This is a genomic window from Pararhizobium sp. A13, assembly GCF_040126305.1.
Classification (GTDB): Bacteria; Pseudomonadota; Alphaproteobacteria; order Rhizobiales; family Rhizobiaceae; genus Pararhizobium.
Genome location: NZ_CP149511.1, coordinates 614,592 through 637,016, shown reverse-complemented (window position 1 = coordinate 637,016; position 22,425 = coordinate 614,592). Strand labels below are relative to the sequence as shown.

19 protein-coding genes and 1 pseudogene are annotated in these 22,425 nt (G+C 60.9%); 9 read left to right on the top strand and 11 right to left on the bottom strand.

Annotated elements, in window-relative coordinates:
• Positions 1 to 12 precede the first annotated feature (12 nt).
• The gene (locus tag WI754_RS24550; protein WP_341487882.1) at positions 13 to 1,164 is read left to right on the top strand and encodes an efflux RND transporter periplasmic adaptor subunit; all 1,152 of its coding nucleotides are present in this window, start codon (positions 13 to 15) and stop codon (positions 1,162 to 1,164) included.
• A complete protein-coding gene (locus tag WI754_RS24545; protein ID WP_341487881.1) occupies positions 1,161 to 4,334 on the top strand; it encodes a multidrug efflux RND transporter permease subunit in 3,174 nt (1,057 codons plus the stop codon). The genes WI754_RS24550 and WI754_RS24545 overlap by 4 nt, the downstream gene beginning before the upstream one ends.
• A gap of 74 nt (positions 4,335 to 4,408) precedes the next feature.
• On the opposite strand, the pseudogene WI754_RS24540 reads toward WI754_RS24545, so the two are convergent.
• A pseudogene (locus WI754_RS24540) lies at positions 4,409 to 4,637 on the bottom strand (AbrB/MazE/SpoVT family DNA-binding domain-containing protein).
• Between the two features lie 110 nt (positions 4,638 to 4,747).
• Entirely contained in the window at positions 4,748 to 5,350 is a 603-nt protein-coding gene (locus tag WI754_RS24535; RefSeq protein WP_341487880.1) for a demethoxyubiquinone hydroxylase family protein, read from the bottom strand.
• A 341-nt stretch (positions 5,351 to 5,691) separates the two neighbouring features.
• Between WI754_RS24535 and WI754_RS24530 the strand changes: the two genes are divergently transcribed.
• Positions 5,692 to 7,092: an FAD-binding oxidoreductase gene (locus WI754_RS24530; RefSeq protein WP_341487879.1), complete on the top strand. Its 1,401-nt coding sequence runs from the start codon at positions 5,692 to 5,694 to the stop codon at positions 7,090 to 7,092.
• Positions 7,093 to 7,929: 837 nt separating this feature from the next.
• Positions 7,930 to 8,442, top strand: a complete 513-nt coding sequence (locus tag WI754_RS24525) for a hypothetical protein (RefSeq protein ID WP_341487878.1) — start codon at positions 7,930 to 7,932, stop codon at positions 8,440 to 8,442.
• Between the two features lie 271 nt (positions 8,443 to 8,713).
• Here the strand turns inward: WI754_RS24525 and guaD are convergent, their stop codons facing one another.
• Positions 8,714 to 10,048, bottom strand: coding sequence for a guanine deaminase (gene guaD / locus WI754_RS24520; RefSeq protein WP_341487877.1), 1,335 nt, complete (start codon positions 10,046 to 10,048; stop codon positions 8,714 to 8,716).
• The gene (locus tag WI754_RS24515) at positions 10,045 to 11,280 is read right to left on the bottom strand and encodes a urate hydroxylase PuuD (protein ID WP_341487876.1); all 1,236 of its coding nucleotides are present in this window, start codon (positions 11,278 to 11,280) and stop codon (positions 10,045 to 10,047) included. The genes guaD and WI754_RS24515 overlap by 4 nt, the downstream gene beginning before the upstream one ends.
• Positions 11,281 to 11,418: 138 nt before the next feature.
• Here WI754_RS24515 and WI754_RS24510 point away from each other — a divergent pair, with 138 nt between their 5' ends.
• The 3 genes from WI754_RS24510 (at position 11,419) to WI754_RS24500 (ending at position 13,019) form a co-directional block, all read left to right on the top strand.
• On the top strand, positions 11,419 to 12,333 hold the full coding sequence (locus WI754_RS24510) for a LysR family transcriptional regulator (RefSeq protein WP_341487875.1): 915 nt from the start codon (positions 11,419 to 11,421) through the stop codon (positions 12,331 to 12,333).
• Positions 12,334 to 12,351: 18 nt separating this feature from the next.
• Complete coding sequence (locus tag WI754_RS24505; RefSeq protein WP_341487874.1) at positions 12,352 to 12,498, top strand: hypothetical protein; 147 nt, start codon at positions 12,352 to 12,354, stop codon at positions 12,496 to 12,498.
• A gap of 107 nt (positions 12,499 to 12,605) precedes the next feature.
• Positions 12,606 to 13,019 carry a type II toxin-antitoxin system VapC family toxin gene (locus WI754_RS24500; protein WP_341487873.1) on the top strand — a complete coding sequence of 138 codons (414 nt, stop codon included), beginning with the start codon at positions 12,606 to 12,608 and terminating at the stop codon, positions 13,017 to 13,019.
• Between the two features lie 13 nt (positions 13,020 to 13,032).
• Here the strand turns inward: WI754_RS24500 and xdhC are convergent, their stop codons facing one another.
• The 4 genes from xdhC to uraH are packed head-to-tail and all read right to left on the bottom strand — an operon-like array spanning position 13,033 to position 18,104.
• Positions 13,033 to 13,908, bottom strand: a complete 876-nt coding sequence (gene xdhC / locus WI754_RS24495; RefSeq protein WP_341487872.1) for a xanthine dehydrogenase accessory protein XdhC — start codon at positions 13,906 to 13,908, stop codon at positions 13,033 to 13,035.
• Between the two features lie 5 nt (positions 13,909 to 13,913).
• Entirely contained in the window at positions 13,914 to 16,250 is a 2,337-nt protein-coding gene (xdhB, locus tag WI754_RS24490) for a xanthine dehydrogenase molybdopterin binding subunit (protein WP_341487871.1), read from the bottom strand.
• Positions 16,251 to 16,262: 12 nt separating this feature from the next.
• Positions 16,263 to 17,744, bottom strand: coding sequence for a xanthine dehydrogenase small subunit (gene xdhA, locus WI754_RS24485; protein WP_341487870.1), 1,482 nt, complete (start codon positions 17,742 to 17,744; stop codon positions 16,263 to 16,265).
• 3 nt (positions 17,745 to 17,747) lie between these two features.
• On the bottom strand, positions 17,748 to 18,104 hold the full coding sequence (gene uraH, locus WI754_RS24480; RefSeq protein ID WP_341487869.1) for a hydroxyisourate hydrolase: 357 nt from the start codon (positions 18,102 to 18,104) through the stop codon (positions 17,748 to 17,750).
• A gap of 164 nt (positions 18,105 to 18,268) precedes the next feature.
• On the opposite strand from uraH, the gene puuE reads away from it, so the two are divergent.
• Positions 18,269 to 19,687 (top strand): allantoinase PuuE, encoded by a 1,419-nt coding sequence (gene puuE / locus WI754_RS24475; RefSeq protein ID WP_341487868.1) that lies wholly within the window; start codon positions 18,269 to 18,271, stop codon positions 19,685 to 19,687.
• A 45-nt stretch (positions 19,688 to 19,732) separates the two neighbouring features.
• Positions 19,733 to 20,218, top strand: coding sequence for an ureidoglycolate lyase (locus tag WI754_RS24470; protein ID WP_341487867.1), 486 nt, complete (start codon positions 19,733 to 19,735; stop codon positions 20,216 to 20,218).
• 203 nt (positions 20,219 to 20,421) lie between these two features.
• On the opposite strand, the gene WI754_RS24465 is transcribed toward WI754_RS24470, so the two are convergent.
• The 3 genes from WI754_RS24465 to WI754_RS24455 all read right to left on the bottom strand — a co-directional run bounded on the left by WI754_RS24465 (position 20,422) and on the right by WI754_RS24455 (position 22,412).
• A complete protein-coding gene (locus tag WI754_RS24465; protein ID WP_341487866.1) occupies positions 20,422 to 21,360 on the bottom strand; it encodes an alpha/beta hydrolase in 939 nt (312 codons plus the stop codon).
• 111 nt (positions 21,361 to 21,471) lie between these two features.
• Positions 21,472 to 22,020, bottom strand: a complete 549-nt coding sequence (locus WI754_RS24460; protein WP_341487865.1) for a cupin domain-containing protein — start codon at positions 22,018 to 22,020, stop codon at positions 21,472 to 21,474.
• Between the two features lie 182 nt (positions 22,021 to 22,202).
• A complete protein-coding gene (locus WI754_RS24455) occupies positions 22,203 to 22,412 on the bottom strand; it encodes a hypothetical protein (RefSeq protein WP_349438059.1) in 210 nt (69 codons plus the stop codon).
• Positions 22,413 to 22,425: the final 13 nt, after the last annotated feature.

Genomic DNA, 22,425 nt, shown 5'->3' with positions numbered 1-22,425 from the left:
GGGGGCTTACACATGCTACGAAACTGGCTGGTTCCGGCGATACTGCTTTTCTCCACGGCTATGTCCGCAACCCCGTCTTCGGCTCAGGAACAACAGAAGCCCGCTGTGACGGTGGCCAAGCCGGTTGTTCGCGATGTCGTCGACGTCGATGAGTTCATCGGCCGCTTCGAAGCCGTCGATGAAGTGACGGTGCGATCGCGGATCGGCGGTTATCTCGATCAGGTGGATTTCACCGACGGCGCCATGGTGAAGAAGGGCGATCAGCTGTTCGTCATCGACCAGCGGCCGTTTCAGACGGCGCTCGACGTCGCCACCTCATCCCTTGAAGTTGCGAAATCCACGCTCGTCTTCGCCGAAGCGGAATTCACACGCACGGAATCGCTCGTGCAAAAGGGAACGCTTCCGGTCTCCACCCTTGACGACCGCCGTCGTGAGCTCCGGTCGGCGCAGGCCAATCTGCGCGGCGCGGAAGCAAGCCTCGCCAGGGCTCAACTCGACCTCGAATATACCAAGATCATTGCGCCGCTGGCCGGTCGTATCGACCGCCGGCTGGTTTCGGTCGGCAATCTCGTGCAGGCCGACCAAACCGCACTGACGACGATCGTCTCGCTCGATCCCATCGACTTCTATTTCGACGTCGACGAACGCCGCTTGCTTAACTATGCCCGCCAGGCGCGCGAGCACGGCAGCAACCTGCAGGAGGGCGGCGGATCGCTCGACGTCTATGTGACGATCGCCGATTCCACGGAAAAACCCTTCAAGGGCAAACTCGATTTCGCCGAAAACCGCGTCGACCAGGAAACCGGCACCATGCGGGTGCGTGCCCGCTTCGACAATCCGAATTTCGTCCTGCAGCCAGGTCTTTTCGGCCGCGTCGAGGTCAGCGCTTCCAATACCTACAAAGGCATCCTCATTCCCGACGAAGCCATCGGATCCGACCAGGACCAGCGCGTCGTCTATGTCGTTGCCGAGGACGGCAGCTTTTCGACGAAACCTGTGCGGCTTGGACCGAGGCTCTACGGTTACCGCGTCATTCGCGAAGGCATGACCGGTGACGAGACCATCGTCGTCAACGGACTGACGCGGCTCAGGCCCGGCGTGGTTGTCGATCCGAAAATGATCACACTGCCGCCCGAAGCTGCCGCTGCGGAGAATGGCCAATGAGATTTGCCCATTTCTTCGTGGACAGGCCGATTTTCGCGTCGGTTCTGTCGATCGTCCTTCTGATCGTCGGCGGTATTGCCTATTTCCAACTTCCGGTCGCCCAATACCCGGAAATCGCACCGCCGACCATCGTCATCCGAACGGCCTATCCGGGTGCCGATGCCGAGACGATCGCCAACACGGTCTCGACCCCACTCGAGCAGGAAATCAACGGCGTCGAGGACATGCTCTACATGTCCTCCTATTCGACCGCCGACGGCTCGATGGCGCTGACGGTCACCTTCAAGCTCGGCACGGACCTCGACAAGGCGCAGGTTCTGGTCCAAAACCGCGTCTCGATCGCTGAACCAAGGCTGCCGGAAGAAGTTCGCCGCATCGGCGTCACCACAGCGAAAAGCTCGCCCGACTTGATGATGGTCGTGCACCTGCTATCGCCAAACGACCGCTACGACCAGCTCTATGTCTCCAACTATGCTCGCACCCGCGCCCGCGACCTGTTGGTGCGTCTCGACGGCGTCGGCGATGTGATCCTATTCGGCGAGCGCGAATTTGCGCTGCGCATCTGGCTCGATCCGGAAAAGCTCGCCTCCTACGGCATGACCTCCGGCGACGTCGTACAGGCGCTGCGCGACCAGAACGTCCAAGTCTCCGGCGGCTCGATCGGCGGACCGCCGACTGCCGGGACCAATGCTTTCCAATATACGGTGACGACCGAGGGCCGCTTCAGCGACGCCCGCCAGTTCCGCTATGTCATCGTCAAGGCAACGGAAAGCGGCCGTCTCGTGCAGCTGCAGGACGTTGCCCGGATCGAACTCGGCGCGAAGGATTACGTCACCAACAGCTACCTGAACGGCAAGGCGGCCGTTGCCATGGGCATCTTCTCGCGCCCCGGCACCAACGCGCTCGACGCGGCCGATCAGATCAAGGCGACGATGGAAAAACTGTCCAAGGATTTCCCGCCGGGCCTGGAATACACCATCGTCTACAACCCGACGGAATTCATCTCGGAGTCGATCAACGAGGTCTACAAGACCATCCTCGAGGCCGCCATTCTCGTTGCCATCGTGGTGCTGGTCTTCCTGCAGTCCTGGCGCACGGCACTAATCCCGATCATCGCCATCCCGGTCTCGCTGATCGGCACCTTCGCGCTGCTGCTTGCGTTCGGGTTCTCGCTCAACATGTTGACGCTGTTCGGCCTGGTGCTGGCGATCGGCATCGTCGTCGACGATGCGATCGTCGTCGTCGAAAACGTCGAGCGCAATCTGGCCAAAGGCATGACGCCCAAACTGGCAGCCCATGTGACGATGGATGAGGTCGGCACAGCCGTCATCGCCATTTCGCTTGTGCTGATCGCGGTCTTTGTGCCGACGGCCTTCATCCCCGGCATTTCCGGGCAGTTCTACCTGCAGTTCGCCGTCACCATCTCGGTGGCAACGGCAATCTCGGCACTCAACTCGCTGACCCTTTCGCCGGCACTTGCGGCACTTGTCCTGCGTCCGCATCGGGAACACCACGAAACGCGCAACCCGTTCACGCGCATCGGCCGGGGCCTTGCCAACGGTTTCAATAATGGTTTCGACCGGATGACCCGCGGATACTCCTGGGTCGTCCGCCATCTCGTCTCGACGAAGATTGCACTCGGCGCCAGCCTGATCGTCTTTTTCGGATTGCTGGCGGGCACCTGGTACATGGCGCAGATCGTGCCGCGCGGCTTCGTGCCGACCATGGACCAGGGCTATGCGATCGTCGTCGTGCAACTGCCCGACGGCGCCTCGCTTGCCCGCACGGACGCAGTGGTAAAGAAGGCGACCGAGATGATCCGCAAGGTGCCGGGCATCAAGGACGCGGTTTCGTTCGCCGGTTTCAACGGCGCAACCTTTACCAATGCCTCGAATTCCGGCGTCATTTTCACCCCCTTCGCATCCTTCGAGGAACGCCTGAAGCATGGGCAGAGCGCCAATCAGATCATCGGCCAGCTCTACGGCACGATGCAGGCCATCCAGGAAGCCTTCATCATTGCCGTGCCGCCACCGTCGATCCGCGGCATCGGCAATTCCGGCGGCTTCAAGATGCAGATCGTCGATCGCGAAAGCTCCGACATGCGCCGCGCGCTCGGGCTTGCCTATCAGATGATGGGCGCCGCCAACCAGACGGAAGGGCTAACGGGCGTCTTCACCACCTTCTCCGCCTCCAGCCCGCAATATTTCCTGGCCGTCGACCGCGACAAGGCGCGGGCGCTGAACGTGCCCATCCCCAACATCTTCGAGACGCTGTCGATCAACCTCGGCACCTCCTACGTCAACGACTTCAATGCCTTCGGCCGCGTCTATCAGGTGCGGGCGCAGGCTGACCAGCAGTACCGGCTGGAGCGTGAGGACATCCTCAACCTCAAGGTCCGCTCGGCCACGGGCGCCCTCGTGCCGCTTGGAACGCTTGTCGACATTCGGGATACGACGGGCCCGGCACTTGTCCAACGCTACAATATGTATGTGTCCGTACCCCTCCAGGGCAATCCTGCGCCCGGCGTCTCGACGGGTACCGCGCTCGACAAGATGGAGGCGCTGGCCGCACAAATACTGCCGCCGGGGACGGGCTTCGAATGGACGGATCTCGCCTTCCAGGAGCGCAACACCGGCAACACGGCGATCTTCATTTTCGCGCTGTCGGTCATCTTCGTCTTCCTGGCGTTGTCGGCCCAGTATGAAAGCTGGGTCCTGCCGCTGGCGATCATCCTCGTCGTGCCGATGGCGGTCCTCGCCGCCCTGGTCGGCGTGCATCTCAGGGGCCTGGACAACAACATCCTGACGCAGATCGGCCTAATCGTTCTGATCGGCCTTGCGGCGAAGAACGCGATCCTGATCGTCGAATTCGCCCGCCAGGCGCAGGATGACGGAATGAACCCCGTCAATGCCGCGATCGAGGCGAGCCGGCTGCGGCTACGGCCGATCCTGATGACCGCCTTTGCCTTCATTCTCGGCGTCGTGCCGCTGATGATCGCCACCGGCCCGGGTGCGGAAATGCGCCAGTCGCTCGGCACCGCGGTCTTCTCCGGCATGCTTGGCGTCACCATCCTCGGCCTGTTCCTGACACCGGTCTTCTACGTCGCGCTGCGGTCTTTCGGCTACAAGCCGAAAGAGAAGCCCGTAGCACCGGAAGCCGGGATGATCTGATCGACAGCGACCGGGCAGCTCTGCCCGGTCATCGCCACCCAATCGATTTACCAGGACAGGCGTGTCGACGAGCGTCACTCGTCACCGCGCGTCAGCGCCATGATGGCGTCGGTGCTCAGTCCCTTGCCGGCATGGCCGCACAGCTTTCTGAAGCGGCTTGCCGGCCGTTTTTCGTCGGCCCGCGTCCACGTTGCCATCCGCAGTCCGCTGAAATTCGACCCGAGTGCCCGGCACGATGCCGAGGAAGTCCCGTACTGGTTTGGGAATGGTCACCTGACCCTTCGCCGTCACTCTCGCGCTCATCATGCACCCAGGTAAGGACTGTTCGAATTAAGGTACGCTGGCCGCTCGTCTTCAAAAAGTATGGCTGATTACTCCCTCGGGGCTCTGCCCAGCCTAGAGCTGACCCAGCGTTACCTTCCATCTGCCTTCAAAGCCCGCACCATTCGCGTCGAATCTCCCCAGGTTGACAGCCAGATCAAGCTGTCCGTCACGAGCGAAATTGCTTGCCCTAATATGCGAAAAGCAATGTTTGGGGCGACCAGCCGCTCTTCGGCGTGACGCAAATGGGCAATCTCCTCATCTCGAATAGAAAGGATGATGCTACTCAATGCAGGATCGCGGTCCTTCAGGAAATACAGCTGATCATCGAGATGCCGATGTACCGCAACCTCCACGGCAGCCGTACACACCCATATGGCCTGCCGGCCGAGCAGCGCCGTCAGAAACCCGAGTAACCAGCCGCCGCAGCTCCAGAACTGCATGACCCGGCATGGCCGTGACTTCCGGTCCGGCATAGCGTCGCGAAACAACACACAATGGCGCCGTTCGTCGTCAAGCATTTCCGCGAGAGCCGGAATGCAATCCGGCCAGAGCCATCCGGATACCAGCATCTGCGCTGAATAAATCCGGATCGCACCAAATTCGCCGGCATGATTCACCCTGACGATTCGAGCGACCGTCAACGCGTCGCGCGCACGGAGGGGTCTCTCTTCCTCGATTTCAACTTGTAGCATCGATGCTCCGGAATTCTCGGCGGTCCGACCTCGCCCTGGGATTCTTCCGCCTAGAAGCCCTGTGCTATCGATTCCGTCAATATCCGCCCCAGCGCCCGTTGCGGCGACCATTTCCGCTCGCCGCGAAAGGAAGAGAGGCCGCTCTCATTCCCCGCCGTTTGCGAAGAGAGTGGCGGAGCGAGGGCTTTCGAACCCACGCCCATAGGCGCTAAAGTCCGAGCGAATCGAGGAGCAACCCCCGCCATGACCAATCTGCACAGGCGCTTTCCCTGCGTTGCCGACATGGAGGCTGCCGTGACGCGTCGCATGCCGCGTTTCGTGCATGAAGCGAGACCGAAACCATGACCGTCATCGAAGATCTCATTGCAGCACTCGGCGCAGACAGCGTACTCACCGGCGAAAGCACCGGCGAACGCTACCGCAGCGATGCCAGCACCACCGGCAGGTTCCTTCCGCTGGCCGTCCTTCGGCCCTCGAGCGTCGATGAGGTCTCGCTGGCCCTGAAAATCTGTGACCGCCACCGCCAGCCCGTCGTGCCGCAAGGTGGCCTCACCGGCCTTGCCGGTGGTGCCAACGCACGCAGCGGCGACATCGCCCTGTCGCTGGAACGCCTGTCGGGCATCGAGGAAATCGACACCGCCGCAGCGACCATGACGGTGCTTGCCGGCACGCCGCTGGAAGTCGCCCAGCGTGCCGCTGAAGACAGAGGCTTCCTGCTGCCCATCGATCTCGGTGCCCGCGGCAGCTGTCAGATCGGCGGCAACCTCGCCACCAATGCTGGCGGCATCCGTGTCATCCGCCATGGCGTCACCCGCGACAATGTTCTGGGCCTCGAAGCCGTCCTCGCCGATGGCACCGTGCTCTCCTCGCTCAACCGGATGGTCAAGAACAACACAGGCTATGACCTGCGCCAGCTCTTCATTGGCTCGGAGGGTACGCTCGGCATCATTACACGCGCCGTCCTGCGCCTGCGCCCCCTTCCTAGCGCCCGTCTGACCGCGCTCTGCGCGCTCGAAACCTATGGCGATGTCGTTTCCCTGCTCAAATCCGCCCAGCGCTATCTTCCCGGCCTTTCCGCTTTCGAAGCCATGTGGGAAAGTTACTTCCGCTTCAACGCCGAGGCCCTGAAGCTCGCTTTCTTCGAAAGAACGCCTCACTTCACGGTCATCATCGAGCAGGACGTCACCGGCAGCGACGAGGACAGGGAACGCTTCGAAGCCTTCCTCGGCACGGCGTTCGAGGACGGCTTGCTTACCGACGCGCTGATTGCCCAGTCGGAGAAGGAGGCGCGTGCCTTCTGGTCGGTACGCGAAGGCCATCTGATGGACCAGTTGCTGCCGGGCCTCGTCAATCTCGACGTGAGCACGCCGATCGGCCAACTCGGTGACTTCGCCGCCGACTGCGAGACCACTCTACGCGCCCGTTTTCCCGCCGCCCATGTTTCCTTCTTCGGCCATGTCGGCGACAGCAACCTGCACGTGGCCGTCTGGATCGACGCGCCGAGCGAACATGATCTGCACGAGATCGATGCGCTCGCCTATGCCCTCGTTCGAAAATACCAGGGTTCGATCTCCGCCGAACACGGCATTGGCACCTTGAAACGCGATTTCCTTGATCATTCACGCAGCGAAGCCGAAATCAACGTCATGCGCCGCATCAAAGCGGCCCTCGATCCGAACGCCATCCTCAATCCCGCAAAGGTCATTCCGGTATGTAGCACTTGCCACAAACATTCTGGTTGACACATACAGCCCGGGGAGCAAGGTCTCGGACAAGCGACGGCAGTTTACCGTCAGCAATGGACAGCGCTCGGCTTTGCACAATGCCTTCCTGGTCTGAATGTCCCTACAGATAGCATTCAGGAAAAATCGCGACATCCACATCATGCCGGTCCGCCCAAAGGAGATCGTCATGAATGGATCGGAGAGTTTCTGAAGCCTGGTCAAAACGGGCAGTCCGTTGAAAGGCCGCGACTCTCAAGGCCGTAGTTCCGCTCTTGATGTCGCGATCAACGATCTTGGCTGGCGCTCTGATTATCGCGCTCAGAACGTGGTCGAGGATCATACCCATCCGTTCATGGGAGATTCCCTGATCGACCTTGGCTGCCCTATGAACAATCACGATGTCCAATTCCGGGATGACGACTACATACTGTCCTCCGGCTCCGCTTGCGTAGCTCGCGCTCCTCTAGATTTGGTCCCAAAATGCTGTACGAAAAGGCCCGCTTTGGCGGCTTCTTCGTGCCCGTTTTTTGATGTGGAGAGCTGACATACCTGAAGGGGCGTCCTGACCAAATCAAAAAATGCGATGCGGGAAAACATAATAAAATCAATGATACTTCGGTCCGCGGGACACTCCTAACGCGCCTTGCCAGAAGAAGCCAACCCGCTTGAGACGACATGAATGCGCGGAACATTCCATGAATTGCACGGCTGAACCGTGCAAAAGCCGTGCACTTTGTTCTCATCTGTTCTCGTAGCGAGTCTGGCAAACAGTTGAACCTGATGGACACGATCTCAATTTTTAATGTGTCTCACGGTAGAGATTGCCCACAATGCCCCTGATTGAGGAAACCTGCCGTGAAATTGTTCGACTGGCTGATAGGATATAAACCGGCGCCGAAGGGCGTGGACCGCCAATCGACCGCAGCGCTTCGCAATAATCTTCTCGCCATCAATAGAAAGACTGCGCCGTTCATCATTCGTGACGGCAAGCCGGAAGGCGTCGATCTCGTCGCGGAATGGAAGATCGTTGATGCCCGCTGGTACGAACTTTTTGCCAAAGCCGGGCTGCAAAGGGTGTTCAAGGTGTTGATGAAATTCGATGCTGCCGATTGCGAAGTCCGCGCCGTCGATCAGGAATGGTCTGTCGAATGGCGCGCCGGCATGCCAACGCTTGCGTTGAGCGCTGATACGTTTCGCGGTCGAAAGTGGGAAAAAAGCTTCGGCATGGCCTTCGCCTTCAAGGAAGATTTGTCCTACGGCAAGGTTTACGAATATCGCTTCAATACTGCCGAAATAAAGACGCCCCTAATTGACGCGGCTCATCGGGCCGGCTGGGGTTGGAGAAGCGTGGCGTTCGGGAAGTTGTGAGCCAGCGTCTAAGCCGCGCCATCCCGGCCGTCCTCGATTCCGGCGAGGTCAGCTACAATGGCCGTGTCTCGAAGCGAGGCGACAAGATGACAAGAACCTATCGGTATGAACGCAACAAGCTTTGCGCAACTGGTAAAACTACCAGTCGATCGTCGTCACGGCGCGGCAACGGGGATGCCCGAAGGTCAGCTTGGGAAGCTAGGCTTAAATCGCTCCACGACCCCGCCCCGGAGCTTCGCTCCGACCCTCCCCTCAAGGGGAGGGTGAAAGCTCACGCCGTCTCCAGCTCCCGCCTGGCGGCAACCACCTTCCGCCCCTTCATCGCCTTGCCGGCCACATAGACCTCAGCCACGCAGCGATCATCCCCCATGGTCTGCAGGATGAACAATTCCTCGACCAGCGATTGCGCCGTCCTCATCCGAAGCTCCATCGCCGACTTGCCGCGCGAGTCGAGGATGACGATATCGGCATCGGCCCCGGCATGCAGCGAGCCGATCCGGTCTTGAAGACGCAGCGCTCGGGCGTTGCCAAGCGTCATGCGGTAGAAGGAATTGAGCGGCGACAGCCGCTGACCCTGCAAATGCAGCACCTTGTAGGCCTCGTCCATCGTCTCCAGCATCGAGAAGCTGGTGCCCGCCCCGACATCGGTCGCCACCGACCAACGTGCGCCGAGCCTGTCGAAGCGGTCGCGGTCGAACAGGCCGGAACCGAGAAAGAGATTGGAGGTCGGGCAGAAGACGCCGACCGCGCCGGTCTCGGCCAGCACCGAAATCTCCCGGTCGCTGAGATAAATGCAATGACCGAGCAGCGTCCTGTTTGTCAAAAGATCGTAGCGGGCATAGATGTCGGTATAGTCCTTCGCATCCGGATAGAGCGAGGTGGCAAAGGCGATCTCGTCCCTGTTTTCCGACAGATGCGTCTGCACGTAGCAATCGCGGTGTTCGGCCACCAGCGCCCGGCTCATCTCCATCTGTTCCGGCGTCGAGGTGATGGCGAAACGCGGGCTGATCGCATAGTGCGCCCTGCCCCGTCCATGCCATTTGCCGATCAGCCGCTTCGTCTCGTCATAGCCCTGCTGCGGCGTGTCCTTAAGCGCGTCGGGCGCATTGCGGTCCATCATCACCTTGCCGCCGATCATCAGCATGCCGCGCTGTTCGGCCGCGGTGAAATAGGCGTCGACGCTTTGCGGGTGAACCGAGCAATAGGCGGCGGCCGTCGTCGTGCCGTTCGACAGAAGCTCGTCCATGAACCGCCCGGCGATGAAGGCGGCATGTTCGGCTTGCGCGAATTTCTGCTCTTCGACGAAGATGTAGGTGTTCAGCCATTCCAGCAGTTGCGCCCCATAGGAGGCGATCGCCTGCGTCTGTGGGAAATGCAGATGCGTGTCGATCAGCCCGGGAAGCACAAGGTGCGGCCGGTGGTCGGCGACAGTGACGCTAGGCGCGGCCATGCGGCTCACTTCGGCATGTTCCCCCGCCATTGCCACCTTGCCATTGCGCATCAGCACCGCCCCGTCCTCCACGTAGCGATAGGATGCGGCATCATCGATACCCTGCGGCTCATTGACGAAAGTGAGGACGCGTCCGCGGATCAGGAGTTCGGTCATTGGGTTTTTCCTCCGTTTACAACCGCTTCGTACCAGGCGACCAGCAGCTTGCGCTCGTCGTCGGAAATGGCGGTGACATTGGCCGGCGGCATCGCATGCGAGCGCCCCGCCTGCAGATAGATTTCACGGGCATGGGCGGCGATCTGGGCGTCGTTCTCCAGCATCACGCCTTTGGGCGGCACGATCATGCCCTCCCAGCCGGGCTCCTTGGCATGGCACATGGAACAGCGTCCGAGGATCGTGTCGCGCACCTTCGGAAACGCCTCCGCCGTGATGAACGGCTGCTGCGCCGCCGAGACCTTTTCCGGCTCGCCGCTCAGGATCTTCGGAACGGTCGACAGCCACATGATCGCGATGAAGAGGAGCGCTGTCGCCAGCCAGGTCCAGGTCGGGTTGCCGGCATTGGCGTGGCGCGTGTTGAAATAGTGTCGGATAGTAACGCCCATCAGGAAGACGAGCGAGGCAATGATCCAGTTGTACGTGGTGCCGAACGCCAGTGGATAATGGTTCGACAGCATCAGGAACAGGACCGGAAGCGTCAGATAGTTGTTGTGCGTCGAGCGCTGCTTGGCGATCTTGCCGTATTTCGCATCCGGTATGCGGCCAGCAATCAGCTCCGCCACCACGATCTTCTGGTTCGGAATGATGATGAAGAACACGTTCGCCGACATAATGGTCGCGGTAAACGCACCGAGATGCAGGAAGGCGGCGCGGCCGGTGAAGAGCTGGGTATAGCCCCAGGCCATCCCGACAAGGATGAAGTAGAGCAGCACCATCAGCCGCGTATTGTCGTTACCGAAGGGCGACTTGCAGATCAGGTCGTAGATGATCCAACCGAAGGCGATCGACGCAAGCGAGATGCCGATCGCAATCGGCTTGGAGACGTCGAGCACGTTCGGATCGATCAGATAGAGGTCGGCACCGGCATAGTAGACCAGACACAGCATGCCGAAGCCCGACAGCCAGGTGACGTAACTTTCCCATTTGAACCAGATCAGGTGCTCCGGCATGTTGGCTGGCGCCACCAGATATTTCTGGATGTGATAAAACCCGCCGCCATGGACCTGCCATTCCTCGCCATGGGCGCCGGCCGGAAGATCCGGGCGCTTGCGCAGACCGAGGTCCAGCGCGACGAAGTAGAACGACGAACCGATCCACGCGATGCCGGTGATGACGTGAAGCCAACGGACGGCGAAGGTCAGCCAGTCCCAGGCAATGGCATATTCATACATATGGGTTCTCCCCCTGTTTGGGAGAGTTTTGCCATTGCGCGATCTTCGCCGAAATGCCGGTTAATCCCCAACACTTTCAAAAAAATCTATAAGATCACCCCCGCTGTGGTTCGGTTGGCAATATGGTAGAAAAGCGTCATGTCTTATCTCGATAATGTGCGCGTCTTCGTCCGGGTCGTCGAACTCGGCACCCTTTCCTCCGCCGGCCGCGACCAGCGGGTGACCCCTGCCGTCGCCAGCAACCGTATCAAGGAACTGGAACGGCATCTCGGTGTGCGCCTGTTCAACCGCACGACACGCAAGCTCTCGCCGACCGAACACGGCCGCGTCTTCTACCAGGGCGCCGTGAAAATCATCGAGGCGGTGAACGAGGCCGAAAGCGCGATCGCCGACCTCTCGCACAATCCGAAGGGCTCGCTCCGGATCACCGCACCGCTCGGCATTGGCCGGCGCCTGATCGCGTCGGGCATTCCGGAGTTCCACGATAAATATCCGGATATCGAGGTGCGCCTGCGTCTCTCCGACCACAATGTCGATATTTTGAGCGAGGGCGTCGACGTCGCCTTCAAGCTCGGCGTGCTCGAGGATTCGAACCTGCGCATGCGCGGCATTTTGAACTGTCAGCGCGTCGTCTGCGCCGCGCCCGGCTATCTGGAAAAGCGCGGCACGCCGGAAACGCCGGATGCTCTGATCGCTGACAAGCACGACTGCCTGCTGCTGCGCTATCCCGGTTCCAAAGAGTATTACTGGAACCTGCAGATGCCGGACGGTATCCGCAAGTTCGAGATCGGCGGCCCCTATGATTCCGACGACGGCGACGTCCTGACGCAATGGGCACTGGAAGGCCGCGGCATCATCAACAAGCCGCTCTTCGAGGTAAAAAGCTATCTGAACGACGGCACACTGGTCGAGATCCTGAAGGATACACCGCCGGCCAGCGTTCAGCTCGCAGCAATCTATCCGCACAAGCGCTTTCAGGATCCGAAGGTCCGGCTGATGATTGATTTCATGGCCGAGCGCTGTCAGCGGCTGATCGGCAAGATGCTGGAATAGAGGCTGTGAGGAATGGCAATGAAATTGTCTTCGATGACCAGCGCCGCGTTCAACCAGAATCCGAACCGGGCAAAAAAGGAAGCGGACAAGCAGCCACTCGTGATCACGGAGCACGGCGAGGCGAGCTATGTCCTCGTCACCTATGCGGATTTCACCACGAACTAGAGGAAGCCGAAGACCCTGCTGGACGCGCTGGCCGACCGTTCACCGGATTCAGGCAACGATTTTTAGCCGGAAAGGCTCTATATATCGGGACGTGACTTCGCGTTCTGATGGCCTTTCTTCTCGATACCAACGTCGTTTCGGCCGCGCGCCGGCCTGAAACTCAGAGCGCCGAGTTCCGCAATTTCCTCGCCAGTTTCGATGCCGACACCGCTTACCTCTCGACCGTAACGATCATGGAGATCGGATTCGGCATCATGCGCGAACGAAGCCATGATCCCGAATTTGCCGATGAACTGGCGCGCTGGTTGACGGATGTCGTTCTCGCAGGGTTCGAAGGCCGCATCCTGCCCTTCGATCTCGAAATCGCCTCCGTCACGGGCAGGCTGCCGACGGCCGACAAACGGCCCTCGGCGGATGCGATGATCGCAGCGACAGCGATCGTGCATCAACTCGAAATCGTTACCTGCAACACGGCGCATTTTGAACCGCTCCGCCTGAGCTGCCTCAATCCTTGGATGTAATCGCGAATTGCCCTCAGTGCGGCAATGTGGTCTTCGAACTCTCGCCCAGCCCGGCTTTTGTTGGAGAATGCCTCTGCACGTCATAATTCAGCGCCGCCGTCATGATCTCGGCGGCCGCGAGGGCTGCGATGACCGCGGGACGCTTGTCTTTGACCGCCGTGCCGCCGATCGGGCAGATCAGCCGGCCGAAAAGTTCCGGCCGCCCGATTTCGCGCGACAGCCAGTTCTTGAAGGTGGCGCGTTTGGTCTTCGAGCCGATCATGCCGACGTAAGCGGCATCGTCGCGGCGCAATGCTTCGGCGGCAATCAGGAAATCCAGCGCATGGTCGTGGGTGAGAATGACAAACGAACTGCCGGGCGGGGCATCGCGCACGACCGCTTCCGGCATCGCTGTCAGGCAGGTTTCAATACCCTCCACATTCGACGCCGACAGCTCCTCCTCGCGGGTATCCACAAGCACGGTGCGCACCGGCGCCAGGGACAAAGCCATAGCCAAGGCGTCACCGACATGGCCGGCACCGAAGACGTAGACATGCGGGCGTTCTGCCATTTCGCGGTCGCTCCTTGCAATCAGGAAGGCGGCGACATCCGGGGTCAGCGCCGTGAAGGACAAGCCCACACGGCCGCCGCAGCACTGACCGATTTCCGGGCCGAGCGGGACGTTCATAGCCTCGGCAGGAACACCCTGCCGCAAGGCCCGCCGGGCGTGATCGATCGCCATATATTCAAGCTGACCACCCCCGACCGTCCCGAAGAGACTGTCAGCTGCCACCAGCATCCAGGCATCGGTGTCGCGCGGCGTCGAACCGGCAGCTCCGGTCACCTCGACGAGCACGCAGTCCGGTTCGCGGTACAGAAAATCCCTGATGTCTTCGCGTCTGGCAGCCATGCCAATCACCCGTTCTTCGCGGCCCGCCGCAAGCGTTCGACGGCGAGCAGGACACGCTCCGGCGTCGCCGGCGCATCGATGCGCGGCGCTATACGATACCCTGCAACGCTCGCCGCCGCCATCGAGATCGCTTCGAGCACCGAGATCGGCAGCATGAAGGGTGGTTCGCCGACCGCCTTGGAGCGGCGGATCGTTTCCTCGCGGTTCACCGACCATTCGGCAAGTTTGACGTTGAAGATGCGCGGCCGGTCTGAGGCAAGCGGGATCTTGTAGGTCGACGGCGCATGGGTGCGCAGACGCCCCTTGGCATCCCACCAGAGTTCTTCCGTCGTCAGCCAGCCCATGCCCTGCACGAAAGCACCCTCCACCTGGCCGATATCCAGCGCTGGGTTCAGCGACTTGCCGACATCATGCAGCACATCGGTGCGATCAACCTGATACTCGCCGGTCAGCGTATCGACGCTGACCTGCGAGCAGGAGGCGCCATAAGCATAGTAGAAGAAGGGACGGCCACGGCCTTCCGAACGGTTCCAGTGGATTTTTGGCGTCTTGTAGAAACCGGCCGCCGAAAGCTGGATGCGCGAGCCATAGGCAAGCTTGATGAACTCGGAAAAAGCAATGCGCTCGATACCAACGCGAACGGTGTTCGGCTCGAAAGCAACGTCGTTCTCGCTGACGCCCCAACGTTCCGCAGCGAACTTTACAAGCCGCGCCTTGATCTGCTGCGCGGCGTTGGCGGCGGCCATGCCGTTCAAGTCCGATCCGGAGGAGGCGGCGGTGGCCGAGGTGTTCGGCACCTTGCCCGTCGTTGTTGCTGTCACCTTGATCCGGTCGAGATCGACCTGGAACTCGTCGGCAACGACCTGGGCCACCTTGGTGTAGAGGCCCTGCCCCATTTCCGTGCCGCCGTGGTTCAGATGGATTGAGCCATCCGAATAGACATGGACCAGCGCGCCGGCCTGGTTGTATTCCGTCTTGGTGAAGGAGATCCCGAATTTCACCGGGGTAAGCGCAATGCCGCGCTTGATGACGGTGCTACCTCGGTTGAAGGCAAGAACCTCGTCGCGGCGAGCGGCGTAATCGCAGGAGGTTTCCAACTCCTCGATGATGCGACCGATGATGTTGTCCTCGACGGTCTGGTGATAGGGCGTCAGGTTGCGCCCGTCGCCGCCATAGAAGTTCAGTTTGCGGATTTCGAGCGGGTCCTTGCCGAGCGCATAGGCGACATCCTCGATCATCCGCTCCCCGCCGACCATGCCCTGTGGACCGCCGAAGCCGCGGAAGGCCGTGTTGGAAACGGTATTGGTCTTCAGCGGCCGCGACCGCAACCGGACGTTCGGGTAGAAATAGCAGTTGTCGGCGTGGAACAGCGCGCGGTCGGTGACCGGGCCGGAGAGATCGGCCGAAAAACCGCAGCGTGCCGAGAATACGGCGTCCACCGCCTCGATACGGCCATCGTCGTCGAAGCCGACCTTGTAGCCGACGTGGAAATCGTGCCGTTTGCCCGTCGCGGTCATGTCGTCGTCGCGGTCCGGACGGATTTTCACCGCACAGCGATATCTTTTCGCGGCCAACGCGGCGACGCAGGCAAACAGGTTTGCCTGCGTTTCCTTGCCCCCGAAGGCGCCGCCCATGCGCCGCACGTTGATCGTCACGGCATTGGAGGGAACGCCAAGCACCTGGCCGACCATATGCTGCGTTTCGCTCGGATGCTGGGTCGAGGAATAGACGGTGATCTCGTCATCCTCTCCGGGGATGGCGAAGGAGATATGGCCTTCGAGATAGAAGTGATCCTGGCCGCCGATACGCATTTCACCTTCGACAACATTCTTCGCCTTGGCAAAACCGGCGGCGATATCGCCACGCTCCAGCTTCAGGGGATCGATGACCAGCGGATAATTGGCAGCCGCTGCTTCCATGACGTCGGTGACATGCGGCAGATCGCGGTATTCGATCTTGACCCTGGCCGCAGCCCGCCGGGCTGCATCGCGTGTTTCTGCAATGACGGCGAAGATCGGCTGACCGTGGAATTCCACCTTTTCGGTGGCGAAGACCGGATCGTCGTGCTTGTGCGCCGGGCTGACATCGTTCTCGCCGGGAATATCCGCCGCCGCCAGGATACCGATGACGCCGGGAGCAGTTTTCACGGCGTCGAAATTGATCGACAGGATCTGAGCATGGGCGCGCTCAGACAGGCCGAGATAGGCATGCAGGGTGCCGGCGGGCTCCGGCATGTCGTCGATATATTCGGCCGTTCCCGTCACATGCTTGTGGCCGGATTCGTGGCGTTCCTTTTCATGCACGCCGCCGCGGATGCGGTCGATGGGCTGCATCACGTTCATGATCTCGTCTCCTCACACGGCCAGCTTGATCTTGCGGTCGAGCCGCACGGGCTCGGCGCCCTGCGTCTCCAGATAGAAGCGACGCAAGAGGTTCTTTGCGACCAGCAGGCGGTAGTCCGCCGAGGCCCGCCAGTCGGTCAGCGGCGTGTAGTCCGCCCCCAGCGCGTCCATGGCGGCTTCGATCGTGGCTTCGTTCCAATGGGCGCCTTTCAGCGCCGCTTCGGCTTTCTCCGCCCGCTTCGGCGTACCGGCCATACCGCCATAGGCGATCACGGCATCGCCGACCTTGCCGTTGGCATCGAAGGTCAGACGGAAGGCGCCGCAGACGGCGGAGATGTCCTCGTCCAGCCGCTTGGTGATCTTGTAGACGGCGTAACGCGCATTCTCGTTCAGGAAGGGGATGCGCACGGCTTCGACGAATTCGCCAGGCAAACGGTCTTGCTTGCCATATCCGATGAAGAAGCTCTCGAGCGGCACAGTGCGCTGCTCTGTGCCCTTGCGCAGGACCACCGAAGCTGCAAGCGCGATCAGTGCCGGCGGCGTGTCGCCGATCGGCGAGCCGTTGGCGATATTGCCGCCGATGGTGCCCATGTTGCGCACCTGCTGGCCGCCGATGCGATCCCAGAGTTCGGTGAGTTGCGGGAAGTGCTCGGTGAGCACCGGATAGGATTCGCTGTAGCTGACACCCGCTCCCAGCGTGATGCCGCTCTCGTCGACGGCGATTCGGCGAAGTTCATCGAGGTGGGAAAGGTGTACCACCGGCGAGATGTCGCGCATGAATTTCGTCACCCACAGCCCGACATCGGTCGAGCCGGCGACGATGCGGGCTTCCGGTTCAGCCTGGTAGATCTCGGCGAGATCATCCACCGACGCGGGCAGCACGAAGTGCGCGGCGCCCTCGCCGATCACAACACGCTTGCCGTCTTTGAGGCCCACCAACTGCTGGCTGATCTTTTCCCGTTCGAGCACGAGCGGATCCTTGTTCAGATCGCCGATTCCCTGGACCGCTTCGGCGGCACGGATGATCGCGGCATAGCCGGTGCAGCGACAGAGATTGCCCTGCAGCGCCTTCTCGATTTCCTCGACAGACGGCTTCGGATTTTCCATCCAGAGGCCATAAAGTGACATGACGAAGCCTGGCGTGCAGAAGCCGCATTGCGACGCGTGCGTATCGACCATTGCCTGCTGCACCGGATGCAGCGGCCCGCCGGGCTTGGCGAGCGAATCCACGGTGACGACATGACAGCCGTCGAGCGAGCCGACGAAGCGGATGCAGGCATTGACGGTCTCATATTTCAGCCGCCCGTCGAGCAGCCGGCCGACGAGTACCGTGCAGGCGCCACAGTCGCCCTCGGCGCAGCCTTCCTTGGTGCCGCGCAGATTGCGGTCAAGCCTGAGGAAATCGAGCAGCGTCTGGACCGGCGAGACCGAGGAAAGCTCGACCAGGCGGTGATTGAGCAGGAAACGGATGGTGTTGCGGATGTCGACGGTCATCACTCAGCTCCCGCGATAGGTCGAATAGCTGTACGGCGAAAGAAGCAGCGGCACGTGGTAGTGCGCCGTCTCGTCGGCGATGCCGAAGCGGATCGGGATGATGTCGAGGAAGGAGACCTCACCGGCCTTGCATCCGAGATAGTCGCCGGCATGGAAACGCAGCTCGTAGGTTCCGACCTTCATGTGCTCGCCGGAGAGAAGCGGCGCGTCGCAGCGACCATCGCTATTGGTCTGGATCGAGCCGATCTGCTCGGCCTTGTCGCCCTCGACGCGGAAAAGGTCGATGCGCAGGCCTTCGGCCGGTTTGCCGAGCGCCGTGTCGAGCACATGGGTCGTCAGCCGACCAGTGTGAGATTGCATGCGTTTCACCTCCGAAAACTGCATTCGTTCGGCCACTATCCTTCAACCCACTTCGCTGCGGTAGCGGGCTTATCCTTCGAGACTTTCAAATTTTTCGAGGGAAATAGCGCGCGCGTTTTCCGGTAAAAAAATCGGCCAATCGAAAGCTGAGGAGGAATGGCTTCATGAGATACCCCCGTGACTTGCATGGATATGGCGGGACGCCGCAGGACGCCGTCTGGCCGGGTGGCGCCCGCATTGCCGTGCAATTCGTCGTCAACTACGAGGAGGGCGGCGAGAACTGCGTGCTGCATGGCGACCCCGGATCCGAGGCCTTCCTGTCGGAAATCGTCGGCGCCCAGGCTTGGCCCGGACAGCGCCACTGGAACATGGAATCGATCTATGAATACGGCGCCCGCGCCGGTTTTTGGCGGCTGCATCGGCTGCTGACCGAGCGACAGGTCCCGGCAACGGTCTATGGCGTTGCAACCGCGCTGAAGCGCTCGCCGGCGCAGGTCGCGGCAATGCAGGAAGCGGGCTGGGAGATTGCTTCGCACGGGTTGAAATGGGTCGAGTGCAAGGACATGGATTCCAGCGAGGAGCGCCAGCAAATCGCCGAGGCGATCCGAATACACACGATCGTGACCGGTGAGCGGCCGCTTGGCTGGTACACCGGCCGCTGCTCGGCTAACACCGTCGATCTCGTCACCGAGGAAGGCGGATTTGCCTATGTTTCCGACAGCTATGCCGACGACCTGCCCTACTGGCACGAGCATGACGGCAGGCACCAGCTCGTCATTCCCTATACGCTCGACACCAACGACATGCGTTTTGCCACCGCGCAAGGGTTCAACAGCGGCGACCAGTTCTTCAGCTATCTGAAGGATACGTTCGATGTTCTTTATGCCGAAGGGGCGGCCGGCGCCCCGAAGATGATGAACATCGGCCTGCACTGCCGCCTCGCCGGCCGGCCGGGGCGGGCTGCGGCGCTTACCCGGTTCATCGACTACCTGAAGAGCCACGACAAGATCTGGCTTGCCCGCCGCATCGATATTGCCGACCATTGGGCAAAAGCGCATCCCTATCAACCCAACGAGAGCCGTCCATCGCGCCTGACGGAGGATGAATTCGTCGCGCGCTTCGGCGGCGTGTTCGAGCATTCTGACTGGATCGCCCGACGCACCTTCGCCGAAGAACTCGGGCCTGCCAATGATACGGCGATCGGGCTTCACGCCGCGCTGGCGGCGGTTTTTCGCGAAGCGAGCGACGCGAAACGTCTTGGCGTGCTCAATGCGCACCCGGATCTCGCCGGCAAGCTTGCGCAGGCGAAACGGCTGACTGAAAGCTCGACCAGTGAGCAGGCGTCCGCCGGGCTCGATGCGCTGACGGATGCCGAACGCGTGCGTTTCACCGACCTCAACAGCCGCTACGTCAAGACCTTCGGCTTTCCCTTTATCATCGCCGTCAGAGGTCTCACGAAGGACGATATTCTCACCGCCTTCGAGCGGCGCATCGTCAATGATCGGCAGACCGAGTTTGATACGGCCTGCCGCCAGGTGGAGCGGATTGCCCTGCTTCGCCTCACCGACATGCTGGCTGGCTGAGCGGCCGGCCGCAAATCCCGGCAACATTTCTGAGGAGGAGGACATATGAAAACGATCGATATCAGAGCGCTCACCCGCGAGGCCTTCGCGCCGTTCGGCGAGGTTCTCGAAACCGAGGGTGCGCCAAGCTTCCCGATCAATGCGGGCAAATGCGTGCGCTACCACGACCTCGCCAAGATCGAGACGACGGGCGAGAAGGCCCGTCCGATGATCAGCCTGTTGCGCGGCGAACCTTATCCGCTGCCGCTGGAACTGACCATGGTCGAGCGCCATCCGCTCGGCACCCAGGCGTTCATTCCCTTAAGCGAGCATCCGTTCCTCGTCGTCGTGGCAGAGGAAACAGCTGATGGTCCCGGCGAACCGATCGCCTTCAAGACTGCACCCGGCCAGGGCGTCAATATCGGCCGCAATGTCTGGCACGGCATTCTGACACCCCTGGACGGCATCTCCGAATTCGCCGTGGTGGATCGCGGCGGCGAAGGCGTCAATCTCGAAGAGCATTTCTACGAACAGCCGTTCCTGATCTGCTGATCGACCGTCTGGCCTGTATTCAAGGCCGGTCCGTCGCGACCAGTTGCTTTTTGTTTGTGTTTCGTCCTTCGGGTCTGACCATGTTGGCCGGGGGAACAGCGCACTGACCACCCTTCAATGCAAAAAAAGCAGCACCATAAGCAAATGTCACAAGGCCCGCTAAAATCGGGCTTCGCGACAACGCGATGAGTGTTCGGCAGTCATCATCGCATCGAAGGACGAAGAAAGCTCTGCAGCGCCTCGAGTAGTGCGGTCGGCTGCTCTTCGGCGGGATAGTGACCGCAATCGGGTATCACTGCGGACTCGACGTTGGTCGCCACCGAACGCAATTCGTTCGCGACCATGTCTCCGCAGGCCAAGGCACCGGAGAACGCCAGAATGGGGATCGTGATCTTGTTCTCCGTGCGCCGTCGATATTGCGGAATCGAATCATCGATTGCCCTGTAGTAGTCGAAGCTGGCCTTCAACGCGCCGGGAACGCGACGCATGGTTTCGATGTAGAACTCCTTGCCATAGGCGGGGAAGTTGGCGATCGATCCGGCCTTGGTGTCGAACTGGTAGCCGAAGTACAGGTCTTCCCGCCCCTCGACCAAGCGTTCGTTGACGCCCAACGCGCGATTGAAATTGAAGTGCCAAAGGAAGTCGCTCGTCCAACGGTCGTCGCTGAGCAACGGAGGGGATGGCGACAAACCTGGAACGATGGCTTCGCCAAGGGCGATGCGCTCGATACGATCCGGGCGGTCAGCTGCCATCGCATAGCCGACCCACAGGCCGACATCGTGACCCACCATCGAGAACTTGGCATGACCAAGCGAGTCCATGAGCGCGAACATGTCGGCAGCAAGGGTGTCGGCGTCGTAGCCGTCGGCCGGTTTGTCGGACAGACCGACGCCGCGCGCATCGACTGCGATCACCGTGAAATCGCGGCTGAGTGGCAACATCAGATACCGCCACGCAAACCAGTTCTGCGGCCAGCCGCCAAGCAGCAGAAGTGGCGGTCCCTCCCCGCCGATGACCGCGTGCAAGCCGATCCCGTTCGCCTCTACCCGATAGCTGCTGAAGACCTCGGAAAAGCCCTTTGGGAGCTTGGGTACGCCCGCCACCGAGCCAAATCCGTCTATATTCCTCATCGCGTTTGTCATGGCTGTCGCTCTTTCTATTCTGGTCGCACTGTGAACCCCACGACCGCGCGGTCGCGCCAAGGTTGCAATGCTGGTGTGGAGAGGTGACCCGAGTATACGGGCGACCCTGTATCAGGTGTGCTGGAGGAACTCGGTTCGGTACTTGGGAGCCAGAGTTTTCATAAGTTCTGCTTTCTTCGCCTGCTTCGCTGCGTCGGGCTTCGGCGCTGGAGACTGGCGATCGGGAATCCGATCGGCCACCGAAAGGAAGAATTCTTCCTGTCCGGCCGGCGTGCACATGCACAGCATATGCGCCATCTTTCCCGACCGATTGGCGAATTGGTGCGGCGCGTTGGCGGGGATGTTCACGGATGCGGGCGCACGGATGGTCTGCGTCTCACCGCGAAACGAGAACTCCAGCTCGCCCTCGAGCAGTGTGAACATTTCTTCGAACTGGTGTCGGTGCGGCGGCGGGCCTCCGCCGTCCGGCACCAGCATGTCTATGAGGCAATAGCGCCCCTCCGTCTGCTCTCCCGAGATCAAGATCGTGTAGACGTTCCCCGCCTGCGAGATGTGCGGTACCGCCGGATCGTCCGGCATGGCAACCGCAAGAGTTCGGCTCAGATCGTCGGCAGGTAGCGGCTGATCGGATGGGATTGTCGCAATCGAATGATCGGTCATGAATTCAGCACCTTTGTTTCGCCTCTGAATCTATCTTTGAAACGCCCGACCTCAAGACTCGAAAGATGCTACCGTCATGTTCCAAGAATGGAACACGCTAGTCTGCAGCGTCGAGGTTCAGAAAGACGACACGTGTGAGTGACAACCCGGCTGAGCCGCAGATGCGGGTTTTCTCTTCAATCCTATTTTGTCATTCCCTTTTTCCGCAGCTCCTCGACGGCTTCGGGGCTTTTGTCGAGCGCCAGTCCCATCGACTTCAGCACTTCATCGGTCTTTGAAAACTGGAGGGCCCTGTACTCCACGACCTCTATGCGGTTGCCCCATGGATCAGGGAAATCGACAAACTTGCCGTCGATGAATTTCGCACCGGCGTCCGTCACCAGCGTTTTCACGGCGCTGCGGTCG

What these genes read in the sequence shown, in the direction of transcription:
- WI754_RS24515 (WP_341487876.1), bottom strand. Translation starts at nt 11,280, where the DNA reads ATGTATGAATATGCCATTGCCTGGGACTGGCTGACCTTCGCCGTCCGT.
- WI754_RS24460 (WP_341487865.1), bottom strand. Translation starts at nt 22,020, where the DNA reads ATGACCGATCATTCGATTGCGACAATCCCATCCGATCAGCCGCTACCT.
- WI754_RS24545 (WP_341487881.1), top strand. Translation starts at nt 1,161, where the DNA reads ATGAGATTTGCCCATTTCTTCGTGGACAGGCCGATTTTCGCGTCGGTT.
- WI754_RS24530 (WP_341487879.1), top strand. Translation starts at nt 5,692, where the DNA reads ATGACCGTCATCGAAGATCTCATTGCAGCACTCGGCGCAGACAGCGTA.
- puuE (WP_341487868.1), top strand. Translation starts at nt 18,269, where the DNA reads ATGAGATACCCCCGTGACTTGCATGGATATGGCGGGACGCCGCAGGAC.
- guaD (WP_341487877.1), bottom strand. Translation starts at nt 10,048, where the DNA reads ATGACCGAACTCCTGATCCGCGGACGCGTCCTCACTTTCGTCAATGAG.
- WI754_RS24535 (WP_341487880.1), bottom strand. Translation starts at nt 5,350, where the DNA reads ATGCTACAAGTTGAAATCGAGGAAGAGAGACCCCTCCGTGCGCGCGAC.
- xdhC (WP_341487872.1), bottom strand. Translation starts at nt 13,908, where the DNA reads ATGGCTGCCAGACGCGAAGACATCAGGGATTTTCTGTACCGCGAACCG.
- xdhA (WP_341487870.1), bottom strand. Translation starts at nt 17,744, where the DNA reads ATGACCGTCGACATCCGCAACACCATCCGTTTCCTGCTCAATCACCGC.
- uraH (WP_341487869.1), bottom strand. Translation starts at nt 18,104, where the DNA reads ATGCAATCTCACACTGGTCGGCTGACGACCCATGTGCTCGACACGGCG.
- WI754_RS24510 (WP_341487875.1), top strand. Translation starts at nt 11,419, where the DNA reads ATGTCTTATCTCGATAATGTGCGCGTCTTCGTCCGGGTCGTCGAACTC.
- WI754_RS24550 (WP_341487882.1), top strand. Translation starts at nt 13, where the DNA reads ATGCTACGAAACTGGCTGGTTCCGGCGATACTGCTTTTCTCCACGGCT.
- WI754_RS24470 (WP_341487867.1), top strand. Translation starts at nt 19,733, where the DNA reads ATGAAAACGATCGATATCAGAGCGCTCACCCGCGAGGCCTTCGCGCCG.
- xdhB (WP_341487871.1), bottom strand. Translation starts at nt 16,250, where the DNA reads ATGAACGTGATGCAGCCCATCGACCGCATCCGCGGCGGCGTGCATGAA.
- WI754_RS24465 (WP_341487866.1), bottom strand. Translation starts at nt 21,360, where the DNA reads ATGACAAACGCGATGAGGAATATAGACGGATTTGGCTCGGTGGCGGGC.
- WI754_RS24505 (WP_341487874.1), top strand. Translation starts at nt 12,352, where the DNA reads ATGAAATTGTCTTCGATGACCAGCGCCGCGTTCAACCAGAATCCGAAC.
- WI754_RS24500 (WP_341487873.1), top strand. Translation starts at nt 12,606, where the DNA reads ATGGCCTTTCTTCTCGATACCAACGTCGTTTCGGCCGCGCGCCGGCCT.